Genomic DNA, 18,430 nt, shown 5'->3' with positions numbered 1-18,430 from the left:
TTTCTGAACATCTGGATCAGGTCGGGCAGCAGTTTTGACTCTCCCTTGAAGTAGGAGTGCACGACCGACATATCGAGCTTTACAACGTGGATCGGCAGCTTGAGGAGCTGCGCGATATTCGAGGTACCTGTGCCGAAGTCGTCGAGCGACAGCTCCGCACCGCTTGCCTGCAGGCGCGTCATCTGGTTGACGATCGCCTGATGGTCGTCGATGAAGGATTCTGTGATCTCAAAGTCGAACATATTCATCGGCACGCCGTGCTTGAACGCGATGCCCGACAAATCGGCGGCGAGGTCGTCGTCAAGACACTGGGCGGGCGAGAGGTTTATGTTGATGAACTCGATGCCCTGATTGACAACCTTCTCATTGTTGACAAACCGGCACACGCGGTCAAAAATCTGCCTTCCGAGCTCCGTGATATCTCCGTTGCGTTCGGCGACTCGGATAAATTCGTTCGGCGGGATATATCCCATGTTGTCGTCATTCAGACGGGCAGAGCTTCCGCACCGACAACGCGGTCGGCTCCGGTGGAGTAGATGGGCTGGAAGAATACTTCAACGCGGTGCTGCTCAAGGGCTTTTTTGAGTGCTGCCTCAATGTCCTTTTCGCGCTGCAGCTTACTGAGGATCGCTTCAGTGATCGCGTAGTTACCGCGCTGGTTTTCGTGGTAGCTTCTGCCTGACGCGAAGTTTATGAGCTCCTCGATCCGCTCGATCTCGCGCTTCAGGATATCGAAGGGGATAAGCATAACCGTAAATGTCATCGGAACAGTCTCGTTGCTGAGCTTTAGCTGCCGCTCAAATTGCCGTTTCCATTTACGGGCGGTAAGCTCGGGAGTGTCGGCATTCTCGCGGCTGAGAATAATAAAGCGACCGCCGCCGAGATAAAATATATTTGTTTTCGGCGTGATGCCCTTGATACGCTTGCTGACAAGCTCAAGCTGGCGTTGAATCTGATTCGCGCCGTAGAGGTGCTTTGCCGTGTCGAAGTCATGAGCGCTTACCATTATCGCGCTGACGGGAATGTTCTTTTCCAAGAAGTCGTCGCATATCAGGGCGAAGGCGTATTTGTTGAACAGCCCTATGCGGCGGTCATAGAAGAGGTCGGGGTTTTCCGCCGAGAAGAATATGATCAGGATAACGATGATGCTGAAATAGCTCGTCACGAGCGTGTTGATAAACAGCTTGCGGAAGATAATGCCGAGCAGAAGCGCTGTGTTGCAGGAGAACAGACCTACGCGGTTGCGCTTGCGAAGCCCCTTCCAGCCGACGATAAGAGAAACGAAGGACGCGCCTATGTAAAAGTATGTGCTGAAATAAATCGTCTGGTAGAGCGCGCAGTTGTGATAGCCTGTTTCGGGGTTGATCGTGAATATCGCCGACGTCCACGGAGTGGAGAGAGTCAGAAACACGCCGACGGATACGGGTATAAGTGTGACGATGCGGAACCATCGCCCGAGCTTGCGGAACGCTCCGCAGACTTCTGAGGTGTACGCGAACAGCGCCCAGCCTCGTATCAGGAAGGGGAGGAAATACAGCATATTTATCGCGTACATGATCCACATCGGAAAGCTCGTCCAGACCTCGTTCATCTCGCAGGACACGATATCCGCGAGCGTCATGGTCAGATTTGAGATCATGACCGCCAGAAAACAGTGGCTCGAACGGATCGGCAGGTTGCGCCTGAAGCTGTAGAACAAAATGATCAGCAGCTGAACGGGTATTGACGCGAGCGCAAAGTCGTAGTTGTAATCACTGAGCCAATGGATCATTTCCTCACCTCCTTTTTGCATACTAAGCTGTATAATAATGATACACGAAAAACGACTAAAATTCAACATATAATGTGGGTTATCTTAATGAATAATTGCCAAAAGAAATGTTTGCGTTTGACGAAAAAAGTCTTTTCAACGAGGAGCGGATGTGTTATAATCAAATCAACACAAAAAACTCCGGAGGTAAGATATGCAAGGAAATGTAAGACCCGAAACAATGGAAAGAATCACAACACCCGAGCTTGCTCAGGCGTTTATTGACGAGCAGATTTCAGAGCTCAGAGAGCAGATCGGAGACAAGAAGGTGCTTCTCGCACTCTCCGGCGGCGTTGACAGCTCGGTCGTCGCAGCGCTGCTCATCAAGGCGGTCGGACAGCAGCTCGTATGCGTCCACGTGAACCACGGTCTGCTCAGAAAGGGCGAGCCCGAGCAGGTTGTCGAGGTATTCCGCAACCAGATGAACGCGAACCTGATCTATGTCGACGCGGTTGACCGTTTTCTCGACAAGCTAGCCGGTGTCGCTGAGCCCGAAAAGAAGAGAAAAATCATCGGTGCCGAGTTTATCCGCGTGTTTGAGGAAGAGGCGCGCAAGCTCGACGGAATCGAGTTTCTGGCTCAGGGCACGATCTATCCCGATATCCTCGAGAGCGACGGGGTAAAGGCGCATCACAATGTCGGCGGTCTGCCCGAGGATCTTCAGTTTGAGCTGGTCGAGCCGCTCAAGCTCCTTTTCAAGGATGAGGTAAGAGTGGTCGGCAAGGCTCTCGGTCTGCCCGACAACATGGTATTCCGTCAGCCGTTCCCGGGTCCCGGCTTAGGCGTCCGCTGCCTCGGCGCTATCACCCGCGACAGACTTGAGGCTGTCAGAGAGTCCGACGCGATTCTCCGCGAGGAATTCGCAAAGAACGGTCTTGAGGGCAAGGTCTGGCAGTATTTCACCGCTGTGCCCGATTTCAAATCCGTCGGCGTAAAGGACGGCAAGCGCACCTTCGCTTATCCCGTAATTATCCGCGCCGTCAACACAAAGGACGCGATGACCGCTACTGTCGAGAACGTGCCGTTTGAGCTTTTGCAGCACATCACCGCGCGCATTACGTCTGAGGTTGAGAACGTCAACCGCGTGCTCTACGACCTCACGCCGAAGCCCTCGGGCACAATTGAATGGGAATAAATTTCGAATATAGAATTATAATCAATGCCGCCAAGTGGGATAATTCCTGCTTGGCGGCGTTTTTCTATTGCTAATTATCTGGTTTTATGGTAAAATTAAATTACGATATTTGAAAGGCTAATTAGAATGAATACAAAGGATTTAATCAAATACTTGAGTGTCCTTTATGTGAGAAATAATTATGAAATCAGATATAATTAAATTAGATATTACGGATTATCAAAAGTGTACGCTATCGCTTTAAAGTGTTGATTTTATTGCATATTTCTGCTATAATAATCTTGTATCGTGGCAACAAAATGGCAACAGAATTTTTGATAGCCTGTGTTTTATTTACAATACAAATAATAGAAATACTCCGTGTTAAAACCCTTAAACAAATACTGTTAAGATTATTTTGCAGGGAGCGAATGGGAGTAAAGATCTCCATTCTCCCCAATAAACAGGCAATAGCAAACCCCTCACGTGTGAACGCTCGGTTCATTCGGGAGGGGTATTTTTATTACTGGTTCAGCCAGTTGCGGATAGTGGAATAATCTTTGTCATGTACGATGGCGTGGGAATCGTCCTCATAAGTGATAAAGGTGCAGTCGGTACTGTCTTTGAGCTTCGCGTACAAATCCTCCGCCTGCTTGTAGGAAACCCGTTTGTCCTGTCTGCTGTGGAACATCAGCACCGGAACCTCGATTTCGTCTGCCCAATACACAGCCGAGCGTTTTTTGTATTCCTCGGGATTTTCATCAGGCGTGCAGCCGATTGTTTCCTTCAGGACGGTTTTCATATCATCACGGCTTTCATACGCCTCAAACAAATCGCTTTCGGCGCTGAGTGCGATGATGCGCTTGATTCTTTTGTCCTGTCTTGCGACAGGGTATGTCATCACGCCGCCGCGCGAAGCGCCCGCAGCGCAGAAATCGTCCATGTCTATGAACGAAAAATGATTCTCGCATAAATCAATCAGCTTGATAACATCATGCAGGTCGTCTCCGCCGAACTGGTCGGCACCCTCGGACCCGCCGCCGCCCCTGTACTGTGAAGCGACGACAATGCGGCCACAAACGGCGCAGATATTGGCTGTAGTATCATTTTCCAGCTTGCCGAAATCTCTGTTTCCGCCGCGGTTAAACAGAACGCATTTGCCTGGCTTCTGCGTTGCCGCCAACGAATTCGGAACGGAGATATATCCGTTGATTTTAAGACCGTCCGACAGATATGTGAATCGATATGACGTGCAGATATCCGACAATGCTTCACTGAGATTGACCTTTGCAATGTCAAAGACCTCGCTGCTTTCGTAGTCCTCGATACGGTAGATGTCGCTGCTTTGGGCGGAGCTTGTCGTTTCAGTCTGGCCCGGCTTTGCGGGTTGACATGCCGATAAAGACAGAAGGACGAGCGTTGATGCCAATAATGCGCAAACCAGTTTTTTCGTTTTCATGCTGATAATCTCCTATCATTCCGTGTGGTTCATATCAACAGTGTACCATATCCGCTTTTGATATACAAGCAATTTGCAGTGATACGCGCCGCAAGTATTTCTTTCCCCGCGAAAATATGCTTAATCGGATGAAAACTATCCTAAACAGTCAATTTCATCGGCGAGATATTTTTGAATCTGCGTAGCGTCGTCAACGGTTACTTCACCGTCGCCGTTTGCGTCGGCGGCCGTTAGGCAGTCGCCTTCCAGGGTGATACGTTCCGCAAGATGCAGCTGAATAAATGTCACGTCGGTAATATTTACCTCACCGTCGCCGTTCGCGTCACCAAACAGGATATCATCTTTACCTATTGCTTCAGAAAATACGTCGGTGTAGTCCTTGCTTCGATCGTAGGAATCGATTGTCAGAGGTTCAGCATTGCCAAACGTGACGGTATAGGTGTGTCCGGGTTCGAGCGCGATGCCGTGCCTGCCGAAATCAAAGCTCCAGATCTGGGCGTTTTCGTCCAGGGTCATTCTGCCGCACCACAAGACGTAGGCTTCAGCGGTTTCGTCATAGACCTGACAGGTCAGTGTGCGGTCACTTCCGTAGGCGCCCTTATCGGCGCGGACGCTGAAAACATCTGCTCCGGCTTGTTTCTCGTTCTCGCCGAGCCACTTGTATTTGTACACAGGCTTGGAATAGAAGGATTTCATTGTGAAGATTTCCGAGAAAACGGCGGTGTATTCCTTTTCGCTGTCATAATCTGCGATGGTGAGGTCCTCAGTTTGAATGATCCAGTTGTCAGAGAAAACAACGGTGTATGAGTGTGCGGGATCCAAGGTGATGCCGTGTCCGTCAAGGTCGTAACGCCACACATCGGTATTCGCGTCCTTTGTCATTGCGCCTTTTTTGGCGCCCCATTTCACGATTTCGGAGCTGTCGGTTTCGTCCGTGATAAAGCAGTACATCTGCCTGACGTCCCTGAAGGTATCGCTGTCAATATCAATGCTGAGTACATGGGCGGCAGGTTCGACTGCGTTTGCCGGAACGCTGAAAACGGAAACCGACACAGTCGCGGCTAGTACAGCGGTTAAGCATTTTTTCATTGCTGGTTTCATAAAAAAGCACCCTTTCTTATTAAATCTTCGTCCGTTCTCTTATTCTCCGAGCCACTTATACTTATATGAATAAGTGTTGGCGGTATAACTGATAGGGGTGGATTCGCCGGTGTACACAGCGACATGCTCTCTGGTGTTGCCCGAGGCGGTGAATTCAAGCACATCTGTCTGCGTGCTCCAATCGCTCGTAAATACGACGCTGTATCTGTGTCCTGAATACAGCGTGATATTCTGTCTGGCAAGAGAAATGCTCCAGGTGTCCGTGTTTTCGATCTTGGACATGGTTCCCTTTATCGAGCCCCAGGCCGCCAAAACGGTATCCGCGGTTTTGTCCGTGAGGAAGCAGTACATTCTGTCAAAATCGCTGAATGTATCTTCCGCGACCTGAATTCTGATGATTTGCGAATAGAGCGGCGTATCGCTTTGCTCAGCCGTAGACGGCGCCTGAGTTGACGGTGCCTGAGTCGCGTTTTCGGAATAGACGGTTGTTTCCGCGATATTCTCCTGTGATTGCTGAGTGCCGGCTTCCGTGCTGTCAGTCACGGTGCGGCTGACGGGAACGGTCTGAGCGGTTGTTTGTGCGGCGGTCGGTTCGGTCGGCTATGCGCTTGAGGGCTGAGTCATCATGCATGAATGCGAGGAAGGAGCGGTGAACAGCTCGGACGGCATATCCGCGTTCGATTTTCCTGACATCACAGCGGCGCCGATTCCGCCGGCGGTGATTAGGCACGCAGCTCCGACAGCCGCCGCTTTTATAGGCAATGATGCGGACGCTGACGAGGAATTGATAGCCGCTACCTTGATTTCGCCTGCCTGTGTCGCGTACGGGATCAGAATATTCTTTTGCCTTTCCGCGCCCTGGATCAGGCTGAACGATATCACGGACACGGGCGGTACCGCGCAGGAGGCGAGAGCCGCGCCGCCGTATTGCTCCAGATATTTTTTCATGGACTGACGCGCGGAGTACAGGCGGCTTTTCACGGTGTTTTCGTTGACCTCAAGGATATCTGCGATCTGCTTTACGCTCATCTGATTAAAGTAAAACATCATCACGCTTTCACGCAAAAGCTGAGGCAGCGCTCTGACCGCTTCTCTCACATAACCGCAGACCTCCTCGGTTTCCGCTGATTTCTCGGGACAGATCTGGTCGTTTTCATCAGCGAATTCCCATGTGTCCTCGTCAATGCTGATATGCTCCTTTGTGCGCGAGAGCTTTGTTTTGCAGTAGTTCGCGGCAATCGTTTTCATCCAGCCCAGAAAAGCCTTCGGTTCGTCGAGTGTATCGAGCTTTTTGAGAATGGTCAGCAAAATATCCTGCACCGCATCCTTTGCCTGTTCCTCGTCGCCGAGCAAAGTCAGGCTGTAGTAGTACAGATATCCGCTCACCATATTGATGACGTCCTCCATCGCCTTGCGGCTGCCGTTCTGCGCCTTTGCCACCAAGCGCGACAGCCTTGCGTTATCTATTTTATATTTAGGCTGTTTGTTCATGCTGATCCCTTCTCTTTCCTCTCATTTTCCCCTTTCATTAAAAAGGACTCTGAAGTTCGGAAAAGGTTTGCTGTTTTTTTAAAATTTTTTCTGAATCTATGATAACAGAAAAAATCAATGTTGTCAATCGGAGCGGAAAAACTTAGCCTTGACAAGCCGCTGAATTTCATTATAATATATATAGACACTTTTCAATATGGTGAATAAAATGGAAATGAACGAAAAGAAAACCGCCGAGCTGTTCAAGGCGCTCTGCGATGAAAACCGCATAAAGATTTTGAAGCTGCTGCAGTCGGGCGAGAAGTGCGCCTGCCGCCTCAATGAGGAAATCAGCGTCACCCAGCCCACCATGTCGCACCACATGAAGGTTCTCTGTGATTCGGGGATAGTTGTCGGCCGCAAGGAAGGAAAGTGGATGCACTACTCGATTTCACAAGAGGGTGCCAAAGCCGCCGTGGATATTCTCTCGCAGCTGACAAATGTGCAGACGGAACAGAAGGAATCCTGCTGCTGATCAAAGCCGTGCTCATGCACGGCTCTGTTAATGGACTATAAATAGACAAATTTCGATTTATCTATATTTTGGAGGTATTATGGGGAGCTTTATTCAGAATGAAATACTCGGAATGGCGTGGCTTGAGCGCCTTATAGGCAGTCTGCTAACGCTATGCGGACTCGACACCGATAGCAAAATCGGCGGCAGCGTCCTGTTTTTTATCTATGACACAATCAAAATCATGCTTTTGCTCGGCGTATTGATTCTGATAATCTCGTATATTCAGAGTTATTTTCCGCCCGAAAGGAGCAAGAAGCTGCTCGGCAGGTTCAACGGCTTGGGCGCGAGGATCATAGCTGCACTCCTGGGAACGGTGACGCCGTTTTGCTCGTGCTCGTCGATACCGCTGTTTATCGGTTTTACAAGCGCGGGTCTGCCGCTCGGGGTGACGTTCTCGTTCCTGATCTCGTCGCCGATGGTCGACCTCGGCAGCCTTGTGCTGCTGATGAGCATTTTCGGGTGGAAGGTCGCCGTCGTCTATGTCGTGCTCGGACTTGTTATCGCCGTTGCGGGCGGCACGCTGATCGAGAAGCTGCACCTAGAGGATCAGGTTCAGGAGTATATCCGAAACGCGAAGGCGATCGATATTCCGCAGGAGGAGCTTCGTTTTTCAGACAGGCTAAAATACGCGTGGGGAGAGGTGCTCTCAACCGCTAAGAAGGTATTCCCATATGTGCTGATAGGCGTCGGAATCGGCGCGGTCATTCATAACTGGATCCCCGAGGAGTGGGTGATTACCGCGCTGGGCGGCGACAATCCCTTCGGTGTGATCATCGCGACGATCTGCGGAATCCCAATGTACGCCGACATCTTCGGCACGATACCGATCGCCGAGGCTTTGCTCGGAAAGGGAGCGCTGCTCGGGGTAGTGCTCTCGTTCATGATGGGCGTTACGACGCTGTCACTGCCTTCGATGATCATGCTCAAGAAGGCGGTCAAGGCAAAGCTGCTGGGAATTTTCATCGCCATCTGTACGGTGGGAATAATAATAGTAGGTTACGCGTTCAACGCGCTGCAATTTTTGTTGATATAAAAACGGAGGTATAAAAATGGCATTTTTCAATCGTAAAAAGGAAGAAGCAAAACCCTGCTGCTGTTCGGGAACCGCTCAGACAGCGAAGTATGACGCGGTGCTCTCTGAGGAAACGAGCGTCAAGGTTCTCGGCGCGGGCTGCAAGTCGTGCCATCAGATGTACGAGAACACAAAGCAGGCGGTCAGCGACCTCGGTCTCGGAATAGAGGTCGAGTACATCACCGATATGGAGAAGGTTATGCAGTACGGCGCGATGTCGATGCCCGTGCTGGTAATCAACGAAAAGGTCGTGTCCGCAGGCAAGGTGCTCAAGCCGCAGGAAACAGTAAAATTATTATCCAGATAATGCTCAGGGCTGACGCGTTTGATCTGCGTCAGCCCTGATTTTGTAATATAAATTATTCAGCCTGAATATCCTTTAATGCTCTGCTCAGCTTTGCGACGGGCAGTCCGACAACGTTGAAGTAGTCGCCGCGGATACCCTTGATCAGCAGCGAACCTTTTCCCTGAATGCCGTACGCGCCTGCCTTGTCCGCAGGCTCTCCCGTGATGATGTACGCCTTTATCTCCTCGTTTGAAAGAGGATAGAACTCTACCTCGGTCACGTCGGAAAAGGTGAGTTTTTTGTTTCCCTTGTAAATCGCGCAGCCCGTGATCACGCGGTGAACCCTGCCCGATAGCAGCCGCAGCATTTCGAACGCTGCCATGTTGCCGTGGGGCTTGCCGAGCATTCGGTTGCCGACAAATACGCCCGTGTCGCAGCCGATAACAATGTCGTCGGGGTATTGCGCGCTAACAAAAGCCGCCTTTTGGTCGGCGAGGTGTTCGGGAACGCTCTCGAGCGGAAGGCTCTTGTCGACGCTTTCGTCGATATCGGCGGGTACGATTTTGAAATCCTCGGTAATGAGCTTGAGCAGCTCCTGTCTGCGCGGTGAGGCAGAGGCGAGTATGAGCATAATATCAGTCCTTTTTTGAGTTCTGATACTATTTTACACCGTTTCGGGAAAAAAGTAAATAAAAACCATTGACAAACGGATAAAGTGGTGATATAATAAAGCCTATAAAACACGTAGGTTTTATAATTATTCCAAAAGGAGATAATCAATCATGAAAGTATATCAGCATATCACAGACCTGATCGGCGGCACACCGCTTCTCAGACTTACCAATTATCTTGACAATAACGGCATCGGAGCGGAGATTTACGCGAAGCTCGAGTATTTTAATCCCGCGGGCAGCGTAAAGGACAGAATCGCGCGCGCGATGATCGACGAGGCAGAGGCGACAGGCGCGCTCAAGAAGGGCGCTGTAATCATTGAGCCGACCAGCGGCAACACAGGTATCGGTCTTGCGGCGGTTGCAGCATCGAGAGGCTACCGCGTGATCCTCACCATGCCCGAGACAATGAGCGTTGAGCGCCGCAATCTGCTCAAGGCGTACGGAGCCGAGATCGTTCTTACCGAAGGCGCGAAGGGCATGAAGGGCGCTATCGAAAAGGCAAATCAGCTCGCATCTGAGATCGAGGGCAGCTTCATTCCCGGTCAGTTCATCAATCCCGCGAATCCGCAGGCGCATATCCGCACCACAGGTCCCGAGATTTGGGAGGATACCGACGGCAAGGTCGATATCTTTGTTGCGGGCGTCGGCACAGGCGGCACTCTCACGGGTGTAGGCACATACCTCAAGTCCAAGAATCCCGACGTAAAGGTTGTCGCTGTTGAGCCGGCAGGCTCTCCCGTACTCTCAAAGGGTACCGCAGGCCCTCACAAGATCCAGGGCATCGGTGCCGGCTTTGTACCCGATACACTCAATACCGAGATTTACGATGAGATTATCACAGTAGAGAACGAGGACGCTTTCGCTGCGGGCAGAACCCTCGCGAGAGGCGAAGGACTTCTTGTAGGTATTTCATCGGGCGCGGCTGTCTGGGCGGCTGCACAGCTTGCAAAGCGCCCCGAGAACAAGGGCAAGGTAATTGTCGCTCTGCTTCCCGATACGGGCGAGAGATACCTCTCAACAGCAATGTTTGCGGAATAAAAGTATTACGAGGCGGTGAGAAATCACCGCTTCTTTTTTTGCGGCATAAAAGGTCAGCGGCGTTGCAAGAGTGGTATTTTGACGGAATTCATTTCATATTTACTTGATTTTTGGTTGATTATGAGATATAATAAAAGTTAACAATTATGTAATTAAAAACGAAGGGTGGATATATAATGAAGAAATGTATTTCAGTTTTATTATGTCTGATTCTTGCTTTTTCGTCTGTTTCTCTGTTTGCTGTCAGCGCGTCAGCGGCGGAAAATATACTTACGGTGAACGCTACCTCAAACATTCCGGAGCTGTTTCCGGGTTCAAGCATGGAAATCAGTTCCGCTTCCGGTTCCAATCAGGTTACGGTTACATATTGGTACAATACGAAGAATTATTGCATGCTCAACTGTGAGTTCACACTGACCTATGACAGAGATTATCTTGAGTATGACCATACGAAGAATGTTAACGAAAAGCTGAATGATCGAGGTAATCTGGTACCTTTATTTGTAAAGAACGCGTTTGTTAAAGGAGAACCGAAGGGCATAATTTTTAACACTAACCCGGCATCTTTTGCTGAGGGAAATATCGGAGCGATAAAGGCAAACTGCACCAACACAAACGGATATGACGTTTGTGAGGGGAAGTCGGCGTTTATTTCCGTGACCTTCAATGTGAAAAAAAATTCAGGTGAAACGAACGTAAATCTGCAAATAAAAACTTTGGGATTTCGCAAAGACGGCGAGACGACGGTCAATCCCGTGTACCTTGTTTCGAAGAGCCAGATTGTAAAAAATTCGCCTGTGGAATATGTGACTGATAAGAGCTATTCCGTTGCTTACGCGGGTCCGTATAATGAAAAATATGTACCTGTGGTTGATAATGACAAAAATCTCGAAATCAGCATGAATCTCGAGCTTACGGTCAACCTCAAAACGGCGTTTTATGTGAAAAAGGCTGCGGTCGGAGATATGACCGATTTGCGTATGAATATTAAATATTCCGATGATTACAGCACTGTGGACAAAGATCTGACGAACAGCGAAGCAACAGTCGATGGTGTTGAATATTACAAGTTTGTCTATGAGGGAGTTAATCCTCAGCGTATGTATGATGAATATAAGGTGACTGTTTCTGCAAACGACAATGGAATACCCCACTATCGTACCGAAACTAAAGGCGTCAAGAGCTATATTTACAAAGCTCTGACAGATTCCAAAAACCAAAAATGGTATACGATTTTTGTTGACCTTCTTAATTACGGCTCGGCAGGTCAGACCTTCAAGGGCTATCACGATGATGAACTTATCAACAGCGATCTGAGCAAGAGTCCGTATGTAAACATAAAAGCTTTGACAAATATAGTTAATGTTGAAAACGCCAAGCTGAAATCCAAAATAAAAGTTACAAACGACTACATTAGAGAGGTCAATGACGACAAATTCAGAAAAATTGATAATCCCGAAGCCGAGTATAAGGGGATACAGCTGGTGCTCGGAAGCGTCATCGCGATGAAATACCACTTTAACATCGCCGATCCCGCGGGAAAATATGTAAGAGTTTTGCATTATGACAGTAACGGCAACGAGGTCAGCGTTCCCGTATATATTCCCGCAGAGGAGTTCCTGAGTGAGAACGATCATTATGCGGTGATGTACAAGGATCTGAAAGCAAATCAAATGCGCGATTTGGTTTATTTCACGGTTGTGGACAGCGAAAAAAAACCGATCGGCAACACCACACGCTTCAGTATCGTTTCTGAGTATTATATCAGAAAAAATCAGATGGAGAATCCCGGCTCTCTGAGCGATAGCGATAAGGAATATGTGAATAATCTTGTTGCTTATGAGAAGGCGATGATGATTTACGGCGATTCTGTTATTTATTATTTGAAGAACAATTCTGATTAAAAGATTAAGGACGGCAACTCGCCGTCCTTTTTTTCTGCAAAAACGGCACACAGAATGCGTGCCGAAGTGTTATTTCATTTGCTCGTTAAGGTATTTTTTCAGAGCCGCAAAGGTGCTGCTGCTTATGACGTGCTCGATTTTGCAGGCGTCGTTTGTCGCGGTTTCCTCGTCGACGCCGAGCCTGATGAAGAATTCGCTGAGGACGGTGTGACGCTCGTATGTGCGCTGAGCGACCTCAAGTCCTGCCTCGGTGAGATGAAGTCCGCCGTCGTGGGCAACGGTGATATAGCCGCCGTCGCGGAGAATTCCGACCGCACGGCTGACGCTGGGCTTGGAGTATCCCATTTCCTCGCCGACGTCGATAGAGCGCACAAATCCCTTGCGCTGACTGAGAACATATATGGTTTCAAGATACATTTCGCCTGATTCTTTCAGCTGCATCAAATCACTCCTAAATATTCTGATTCCATGATATCATAAAACAAAAAAATAATCAATGGTTTTTTGAGTAACGGGTATGTAACAATGCGTTTCTCAGCGGCCATAAATCTTCGGACAGAGAATAGGATACGTGAGAGTCAGATGAACCCTTCCCGCGAAAATGAAACACATAAGAATCATAAAACCTTTAGAACGCGGATCGCCCGCGGACGAATGCCCGATGCCGTATCAGTGACCATCAATCTTCGGACAGAGAATAGGAAACGTGTGATTCAGATGAACCCTTCCCGCGAAAATGAAACACAAAAGATTCATAGAACCTTTAGTACGCGAAACAAAAAACTTGATTTTTTTAGAGAATAGGAGTAGAATAGTGGAAGTGTAATTTTTGGAAGATGAAGGAAGTGTCATGATGTTAACACTTGACAAGATTTATCACGCATCATATGTATTGAAGGACGTTATCCGTCAAACACACATTGTAAAGGCTTCGGCTATTACCGACGACTGCGAGGTTTACCTCAAGCCCGAGAATCTGCAGATCACGGGTTCGTTCAAGGTAAGAGGCTCAGGCTACAAGATCTCACAGCTCTCCGAGGAGGAGAAGGAGAGAGGCGTTATCGCGTGCTCAGCGGGCAACCACGCTCAGGGCGTTGCGCTTGCCGCGACTAAGTACGGTATCAAGTCTTTGATTTGTCTGCCCGACGGTGCTCCGATTTCAAAGGTCGAGGCTACAAAGGGCTACGGCGCTGAGGTCTGCATGGTCAAGGGCGTGTATGACGACGCTTATAACGAAGCTCTCCGTCTGCGCGACGAGAAGAACCTGACCTTTATTCACCCCTTTGACGACGAGAATGTCATCGCCGGTCAGGGTACTATCGGTCTTGAAATCCTCAACGAGATGCCCGACGTCGACGCTGTTGTAGCGGCGATCGGCGGCGGCGGTCTGCTTTCGGGCGTTGCGCTCGCAATAAAGAGCCTGAACCCCAATATCAAGGTTTACGGCGTACAGGCTGAGGGTGCACCCTCAATGTACGAGTCCGTCAAGCAGGGCAAGATCGTTTCTCTCGATAAGGTATCCACGATTGCCGACGGTATCCAGGTCAAGGAACCCGGCGAGCATACGTTTGAATATATCAGCAAGTACGTTGACGATATCGTAACGGTTTCCGACGACGAGATCGCTTCCGCGATTCTTAAGCTGATCGAAACCCAGAAGATGATCGCCGAGGGTGCGGGCGCAGCTCCTCTCGCGGCTGTAATGTACAACAAGCTCCCCGTTAAGGGCAAGAAAGTTGTCTGCATCGTTTCGGGCGGTAATATCGACGTGACGATCCTCAACAGAGTGATCAAGCGCGGTCTTATCATGAGCGGCAGACAGCAGACTCTGTGCATTCAGCTCCAGGATAAGCCCGGTCAGCTGCTAGCTGTATCGAAGATCATCGCTGACCACGGCGCGAACGTCATCTCCGTTCACCACGAGAGAGCGGGCGAGGGTACCGACGTTACGGCGGCGTATCTGAGGATCATTCTCGAGACGAGAAACTTCGAGCACGTCAACGAGATCTCTAAGGCACTTAAAAGCGCAGGCTTCAAGCTTGTTTGATTATTGGTTATACAGGAGGAATACATCATGGATTATGTTTATACAAAGAACGCGCCCGACGCGATCGGCCCTTATTCACAGGCTGTAAAGGCAAACGGACTCGTTTTCACCTCGGGTCAGATCGCTATCAACCCTGCTACAGGCGCGGTTGAGGCTGATACTATCGAGGCTCAGACCGAGCAGGTCTGCAACAACCTCAAGAATGTTCTTGAGGCTGCAGGCTCTTCACTCGACAAGGCGGTAAAGACTGTTTGCTTCCTAGCGGATATGAACGACTTCGCGGCGTTCAACGCGGTTTACGGCAGCTACTTCACCTCAAAGCCCGCGCGTTCCTGCGTAGCGGTAAAGACCCTGCCCAAGAATGTTCTGGTAGAGGTCGAGGTAATCGCCGAGGTATAATTCTAATAACGAATAAAAGGCAGGCTGCGTGCCTGCCTTTTTGTTTTTAAACCGCGCGCAGTCACCTTCTGACGATCGTATCATATGATGAATTATACAGTGATTACGGTTGGTGTTATGTATGCAGAATAAAATCAGAAGCTTCGGAATACTCGGCGGCGACAAGCGGCAGCTTTTTTTGGCGGATTCGCTGATAAAGGACGGCTACCGCGTCATGCTCGGCGGTTTCGATAATTTGCGCAGTATAGGCGATATAACGATCGCCGACGTGAGAACGGCGCTCGGCTACAGCGACGCAGTACTGTTGCCGCTGCCGTCGGTGAGGGCTGACGGCAGCCTGAACGCGCCGTTCGCGGTGAGTACGCTGTATTTTGACGAGGAGGAGCAGGAGCTCCTGAAGCAAAAGCCCGTGTTCGCCTCGATGAAGGACAGATTGATACGCGCGTATCCCGCACTAAAGAGCGCGCGGATATATGACTACGCGGCACGTGACGATTTTTCGGTGCTCAACGCGGTGCCGACAGCCGAGGGCGCGGTGGAGTGCGCCATGAGCGCTTACGAGGGAACGATAGCGGGCGCGAGGTGTCTGGTCGTCGGGTTCGGCAGGATAGGCAAAATCCTTGCCCGCATGCTCAAGGCTTTGGGCGCGGAGGTAACGGTCAGCGCGAGAAGCTCGACCGACCGCGCGTATATCTCGGCGCTGGGTTATGACTTTGTAAATACTGAGAAGCTGACGGAGATCCGCGGCTATAATATCGTATTCAATACCGTGCCGAAGCTGATTTTTGACAGAGAGCTGCTGGAGAACACCGACTGCGATACGCTGTTGATAGACCTTGCGTCCCTGCCGGGGGGAGTGGATTTCGACGCGGCGAGCGCCCTGAGGATAGACGCGCAGCGCGCGCTTTCGCTGCCGGGAAAATGCGCTCCCAAAACGGCGGGGGAAATAATCAAAACAACCGTATTCCGAATGATCGAGGAGGTAAATCGGTGACAAAGGCAACCATTGGGTTTGCGATGTGCGGTTCCTTTTGCACCTTTTCAAAGGCATTTGAGCAGATGCGCGCGCTGGTGGAGGACGGCTACGATGTGATACCTATTATGTCGGGCAACGCGTCGTCTACCGACACGCGCTTCGGCAAGGCGAGTGAGATGATAGAGCGCGCTGAGGAGATCACGGGAAAAAGAGTGCTGACCACGGCGGTTCAGACCGAGCCGATCGGCCCGAAAAAGCTGTGCGACCTGCTCGTGATCGCGCCCTGCACAGGCAATACCCTCGCAAAGCTCAGCCTCGGCGTGACAGATACATCTGTTACAATGGCGGCGAAATCCCACCTGCGTGTGCTGCGGCCGGTGCTGCTCTGTGTTGCGACAAACGACGCGCTGGGCGCGTCCGCGCAGAACATCGGCAGATTGCTGAACACAAAGAACATCTACTTCGTACCCCTGAAGCAGGACGACCCTGTCAAAAAGCCGAATTCTCTCGTCGCGGACTTCAATAAGCTGAAGCCATGCGTCGAGGCGGCGCTTGAGAACAGACAGGTGCAGCCTGTGTTTGAATAATTTTTGCGCGGCAGGTATTGTACCTGCCGCTATTTTGTGGTAGAATAATATTGTATATATTTTTGAAAGGCAGTTTAACGATGAAATATTGTAAAAAGTGCAAGCATATCCATGAGGACAAGTTTGACATCTGCACCGAGTGCCGCAAGCCGCAGCAGCTTTATCCGATCGAGGACGAGAATACACCCGTGTTTCTGCTGTCCGCGTCGGGCTTTGAGGCTCAGCGAGTTCAGTCCGCACTCGAGAGCGGCGGAATCCCGAGCGACCTTGCCGCGAGAAAAAACAACCTCTCCGCGGACGCCGTGACGGGATCGGATATCAACGACAAGGATATCCTCGTGCCTTATGCAGCCTATGAGAAGGCGTACGATATCTGCGTCGGCATCGGCGCGATAAAGCCCGAGGGCGAGGAAATAACGGTAGATATGCAGGATGTAGAGAACACAGCCGAGAGCGAGGAGCAGGTCGAAATGAGCCCCGCGAAGCGCACTACGGTCAAGATTCTCTCGGCAATCCTGATAATTATCCTGTTTTGCCTTGTGATCTGGGGCACGGATTTCCTCACGGGATTTCTGACAGGATTTTTTAAGTAACGCATATAAAATGTAAAGGAGTCATACATATGAATATTGAAACAAAGTTCCTGCACGCAGGATATGAACCCAAGAACGGCGAACCCCGCCAGCTTCCGATTTACCAGAGTACCACATGGAAGTACGCTTCCAGCGACGACATGGGCAAGCTCTTTGATTTAGAAGCGAGCGGTTATTTCTACACCAGACTTCAGAACCCCACCAACGACATGGTAGCCGCGAAGCTCGCAGCTCTTGAGGGCGGCGTCGCAGCGATGCTCACCTCGAGCGGACAGGCGGCTAACTTCTTCGCGCTCTTCAACATCTGCGAGACAGGCAGCCACATCGTCGCTTCCTCTGCGATTTACGGCGGCACCTACAATCTTCTCGGCGTAACGATGAAGAAGATGGGCATCGACGTCACCTTTGTCGATCAGGATCTGCCCGAGGAGGAGCTTGCAAAGGCGTTCCGTCCCAATACAAGGGCGCTGTTCGGCGAGACCATCACCAATCCCACCGTTACCGTTCTCGACATCGAGAAGTTCGCGCGTCTCGCGCATTCCCACGGGGTTCCGCTTATCGTTGACAACACCTTCGCGACTCCCGCCAACTGCCGCCCGATTGAGTTCGGCGCTGACATCGTCACACATTCGACCACAAAGTACATGGACGGCCATGCCATCAGCGTAGGCGGCGCGATCATCGACAGCGGCAACTTCGACTGGATGGCACACGCCGATATGTATCCCGGACTCACCACCCCCGACGAGAGCTATCACGGCCTTGTATACGCCGAGAAGTTCGGCAAGCTCGGTTATATCACAAAGGCGACCTCTCAGCTCATGCGCGACCTCGGTTCTATCCAGTCACCGCAGAATGCGTTCTATCTCAACAACGGCCTTGAGAGCCTTCATGTCCGCATGAACAGACACTGCGAGAACGCGAAGAAGGTCGCCGAGTTCCTCAGCAAGCAGGATAAGGTGGCGTGGATCCACTATCCCGACCTCGAGGGCGACAAGTACAACGAGCTTTCCAAAAAGTACCTGCCCAACGGCTCCTGCGGCGTAATGGCGTTTGCTGTAAAGGGCGGCAGAGATAAGGCGATCAGGTTCATGGACAGCCTCAAGCTCGCGACGATCGCGACTCACGTTGCCGACGCGAGAACATGCCTGCTCCACCCCGCGAGCCACACCCACCGTCAGCTTTCCGATCAGCAGTTGCTTGAGGCGGGCATCGCACCCGATCTGATCCGTCTTTCCGTAGGTCTCGAGAACGCCGACGACCTGATTGCGGATCTCAAGCAGGCTCTCGAGCAGATTTAAGTATTTTATCCGATAATAATTC

The 18,430-nt window shown here is 50.6% G+C and carries 20 protein-coding genes; 12 read left to right on the top strand and 8 right to left on the bottom strand.

Features of this window, described 5'->3' with window-relative positions:
• The coding region (locus JKK62_RS08300; protein ID WP_201427523.1) for an EAL domain-containing protein at positions 1 to 473 on the bottom strand (473 nt) is incomplete at its 3' end.
• Between the two features lie 11 nt (positions 474 to 484).
• A complete protein-coding gene (locus JKK62_RS08295) occupies positions 485 to 1,771 on the bottom strand; it encodes a hypothetical protein (RefSeq protein ID WP_201427522.1) in 1,287 nt (428 codons plus the stop codon).
• A gap of 220 nt (positions 1,772 to 1,991) precedes the next feature.
• Here JKK62_RS08295 and guaA point away from each other — a divergent pair, with 220 nt between their 5' ends.
• Positions 1,992 to 2,945, top strand: coding sequence for a glutamine-hydrolyzing GMP synthase (guaA, locus tag JKK62_RS08290; protein WP_316611821.1), 954 nt, complete (start codon positions 1,992 to 1,994; stop codon positions 2,943 to 2,945).
• 502 nt (positions 2,946 to 3,447) lie between these two features.
• Here guaA and JKK62_RS08285 read toward each other — a convergent pair.
• From JKK62_RS08285 to JKK62_RS08270, 4 genes are all read right to left on the bottom strand, one after another.
• A complete protein-coding gene (locus JKK62_RS08285) occupies positions 3,448 to 4,383 on the bottom strand; it encodes an alpha/beta hydrolase family protein (protein ID WP_186834221.1) in 936 nt (311 codons plus the stop codon).
• A gap of 135 nt (positions 4,384 to 4,518) precedes the next feature.
• Positions 4,519 to 5,472: a dockerin type I repeat-containing protein gene (locus JKK62_RS08280; protein ID WP_201427520.1), complete on the bottom strand. Its 954-nt coding sequence runs from the start codon at positions 5,470 to 5,472 to the stop codon at positions 4,519 to 4,521.
• Positions 5,473 to 5,523: 51 nt separating this feature from the next.
• Positions 5,524 to 6,027: a hypothetical protein gene (locus tag JKK62_RS08275; RefSeq protein WP_186834219.1), complete on the bottom strand. Its 504-nt coding sequence runs from the start codon at positions 6,025 to 6,027 to the stop codon at positions 5,524 to 5,526.
• Positions 6,028 to 6,084: 57 nt separating this feature from the next.
• Positions 6,085 to 6,975, bottom strand: coding sequence for an RNA polymerase sigma factor (locus tag JKK62_RS08270; protein ID WP_186834218.1), 891 nt, complete (start codon positions 6,973 to 6,975; stop codon positions 6,085 to 6,087).
• 208 nt (positions 6,976 to 7,183) lie between these two features.
• Here JKK62_RS08270 and JKK62_RS08265 point away from each other — a divergent pair, with 208 nt between their 5' ends.
• The 3 genes from JKK62_RS08265 (at position 7,184) to JKK62_RS08255 (ending at position 8,910) form a co-directional block, all read left to right on the top strand.
• A complete protein-coding gene (locus tag JKK62_RS08265; RefSeq protein ID WP_436286306.1) occupies positions 7,184 to 7,489 on the top strand; it encodes an ArsR/SmtB family transcription factor in 306 nt (101 codons plus the stop codon).
• A 79-nt stretch (positions 7,490 to 7,568) separates the two neighbouring features.
• On the top strand, positions 7,569 to 8,564 hold the full coding sequence (locus tag JKK62_RS08260; protein WP_186834217.1) for a permease: 996 nt from the start codon (positions 7,569 to 7,571) through the stop codon (positions 8,562 to 8,564).
• A 16-nt stretch (positions 8,565 to 8,580) separates the two neighbouring features.
• The gene (locus tag JKK62_RS08255; RefSeq protein ID WP_201427519.1) at positions 8,581 to 8,910 is read left to right on the top strand and encodes a thioredoxin family protein; all 330 of its coding nucleotides are present in this window, start codon (positions 8,581 to 8,583) and stop codon (positions 8,908 to 8,910) included.
• Positions 8,911 to 8,962: 52 nt separating this feature from the next.
• Here the strand turns inward: JKK62_RS08255 and JKK62_RS08250 are convergent, their stop codons facing one another.
• Positions 8,963 to 9,520, bottom strand: a complete 558-nt coding sequence (locus JKK62_RS08250; RefSeq protein WP_186834215.1) for a Maf family protein — start codon at positions 9,518 to 9,520, stop codon at positions 8,963 to 8,965.
• Between the two features lie 151 nt (positions 9,521 to 9,671).
• Here JKK62_RS08250 and cysK point away from each other — a divergent pair, with 151 nt between their 5' ends.
• On the top strand, positions 9,672 to 10,601 hold the full coding sequence (cysK, locus tag JKK62_RS08245) for a cysteine synthase A (RefSeq protein ID WP_186834214.1): 930 nt from the start codon (positions 9,672 to 9,674) through the stop codon (positions 10,599 to 10,601).
• A 176-nt stretch (positions 10,602 to 10,777) separates the two neighbouring features.
• Positions 10,778 to 12,505, top strand: a complete 1,728-nt coding sequence (locus JKK62_RS08240) for a hypothetical protein (protein ID WP_201427518.1) — start codon at positions 10,778 to 10,780, stop codon at positions 12,503 to 12,505.
• 69 nt (positions 12,506 to 12,574) lie between these two features.
• Here JKK62_RS08240 and JKK62_RS08235 read toward each other — a convergent pair whose 3' ends face one another.
• Entirely contained in the window at positions 12,575 to 12,946 is a 372-nt protein-coding gene (locus JKK62_RS08235; protein ID WP_186834212.1) for a metal-dependent transcriptional regulator, read from the bottom strand.
• Between the two features lie 412 nt (positions 12,947 to 13,358).
• Here JKK62_RS08235 and ilvA point away from each other — a divergent pair, with 412 nt between their 5' ends.
• The 6 genes from ilvA (at position 13,359) to JKK62_RS08205 (ending at position 18,408) form a co-directional block, all read left to right on the top strand.
• Positions 13,359 to 14,552: a threonine ammonia-lyase gene (ilvA, locus tag JKK62_RS08230; protein WP_186834228.1), complete on the top strand. Its 1,194-nt coding sequence runs from the start codon at positions 13,359 to 13,361 to the stop codon at positions 14,550 to 14,552.
• A 27-nt stretch (positions 14,553 to 14,579) separates the two neighbouring features.
• Positions 14,580 to 14,951 (top strand): RidA family protein, encoded by a 372-nt coding sequence (locus tag JKK62_RS08225; protein WP_207752159.1) that lies wholly within the window; start codon positions 14,580 to 14,582, stop codon positions 14,949 to 14,951.
• A 121-nt stretch (positions 14,952 to 15,072) separates the two neighbouring features.
• Positions 15,073 to 15,945 carry a dipicolinate synthase subunit DpsA gene (dpsA, locus tag JKK62_RS08220; protein WP_186834211.1) on the top strand — a complete coding sequence of 291 codons (873 nt, stop codon included), beginning with the start codon at positions 15,073 to 15,075 and terminating at the stop codon, positions 15,943 to 15,945.
• Positions 15,942 to 16,514, top strand: a complete 573-nt coding sequence (locus JKK62_RS08215) for a dipicolinate synthase subunit B (protein ID WP_316610457.1) — start codon at positions 15,942 to 15,944, stop codon at positions 16,512 to 16,514. The genes dpsA and JKK62_RS08215 overlap by 4 nt, the downstream gene beginning before the upstream one ends.
• 80 nt (positions 16,515 to 16,594) lie before the next feature.
• Complete coding sequence (locus JKK62_RS08210) at positions 16,595 to 17,107, top strand: hypothetical protein (RefSeq protein ID WP_186834209.1); 513 nt, start codon at positions 16,595 to 16,597, stop codon at positions 17,105 to 17,107.
• A 29-nt stretch (positions 17,108 to 17,136) separates the two neighbouring features.
• The gene (locus JKK62_RS08205; protein WP_201427517.1) at positions 17,137 to 18,408 is read left to right on the top strand and encodes an O-acetylhomoserine aminocarboxypropyltransferase/cysteine synthase family protein; all 1,272 of its coding nucleotides are present in this window, start codon (positions 17,137 to 17,139) and stop codon (positions 18,406 to 18,408) included.
• Positions 18,409 to 18,430: the final 22 nt, after the last annotated feature.

The organism is Ruminococcus difficilis, assembly GCF_016680995.1.
The sequence above is the reverse complement of the archived record's forward strand: the minus strand, read 5'-3'. Positions and strand labels throughout refer to the sequence as shown.

Excerpts from the sequence above, each read along its gene's own strand:
- JKK62_RS08295 (WP_201427522.1), bottom strand. The coding sequence starts at position 1,771 with ATGATCCATTGGCTCAGTGATTACAACTACGACTTTGCGCTCGCGTCA.
- guaA (WP_316611821.1), top strand. The coding sequence starts at position 1,992 with ATGGAAAGAATCACAACACCCGAGCTTGCTCAGGCGTTTATTGACGAG.
- JKK62_RS08285 (WP_186834221.1), bottom strand. The coding sequence starts at position 4,383 with ATGAAAACGAAAAAACTGGTTTGCGCATTATTGGCATCAACGCTCGTC.
- JKK62_RS08280 (WP_201427520.1), bottom strand. The coding sequence starts at position 5,472 with ATGAAAAAATGCTTAACCGCTGTACTAGCCGCGACTGTGTCGGTTTCC.
- JKK62_RS08270 (WP_186834218.1), bottom strand. The coding sequence starts at position 6,975 with ATGAACAAACAGCCTAAATATAAAATAGATAACGCAAGGCTGTCGCGC.
- JKK62_RS08265 (WP_436286306.1), top strand. The coding sequence starts at position 7,184 with ATGGAAATGAACGAAAAGAAAACCGCCGAGCTGTTCAAGGCGCTCTGC.
- JKK62_RS08260 (WP_186834217.1), top strand. The coding sequence starts at position 7,569 with ATGGGGAGCTTTATTCAGAATGAAATACTCGGAATGGCGTGGCTTGAG.
- JKK62_RS08255 (WP_201427519.1), top strand. The coding sequence starts at position 8,581 with ATGGCATTTTTCAATCGTAAAAAGGAAGAAGCAAAACCCTGCTGCTGT.
- JKK62_RS08250 (WP_186834215.1), bottom strand. The coding sequence starts at position 9,520 with ATGCTCATACTCGCCTCTGCCTCACCGCGCAGACAGGAGCTGCTCAAG.
- cysK (WP_186834214.1), top strand. The coding sequence starts at position 9,672 with ATGAAAGTATATCAGCATATCACAGACCTGATCGGCGGCACACCGCTT.
- JKK62_RS08240 (WP_201427518.1), top strand. The coding sequence starts at position 10,778 with ATGAAGAAATGTATTTCAGTTTTATTATGTCTGATTCTTGCTTTTTCG.
- JKK62_RS08235 (WP_186834212.1), bottom strand. The coding sequence starts at position 12,946 with ATGCAGCTGAAAGAATCAGGCGAAATGTATCTTGAAACCATATATGTT.
- ilvA (WP_186834228.1), top strand. The coding sequence starts at position 13,359 with ATGTTAACACTTGACAAGATTTATCACGCATCATATGTATTGAAGGAC.
- JKK62_RS08225 (WP_207752159.1), top strand. The coding sequence starts at position 14,580 with ATGGATTATGTTTATACAAAGAACGCGCCCGACGCGATCGGCCCTTAT.
- dpsA (WP_186834211.1), top strand. The coding sequence starts at position 15,073 with ATGCAGAATAAAATCAGAAGCTTCGGAATACTCGGCGGCGACAAGCGG.
- JKK62_RS08210 (WP_186834209.1), top strand. The coding sequence starts at position 16,595 with ATGAAATATTGTAAAAAGTGCAAGCATATCCATGAGGACAAGTTTGAC.
- JKK62_RS08205 (WP_201427517.1), top strand. The coding sequence starts at position 17,137 with ATGAATATTGAAACAAAGTTCCTGCACGCAGGATATGAACCCAAGAAC.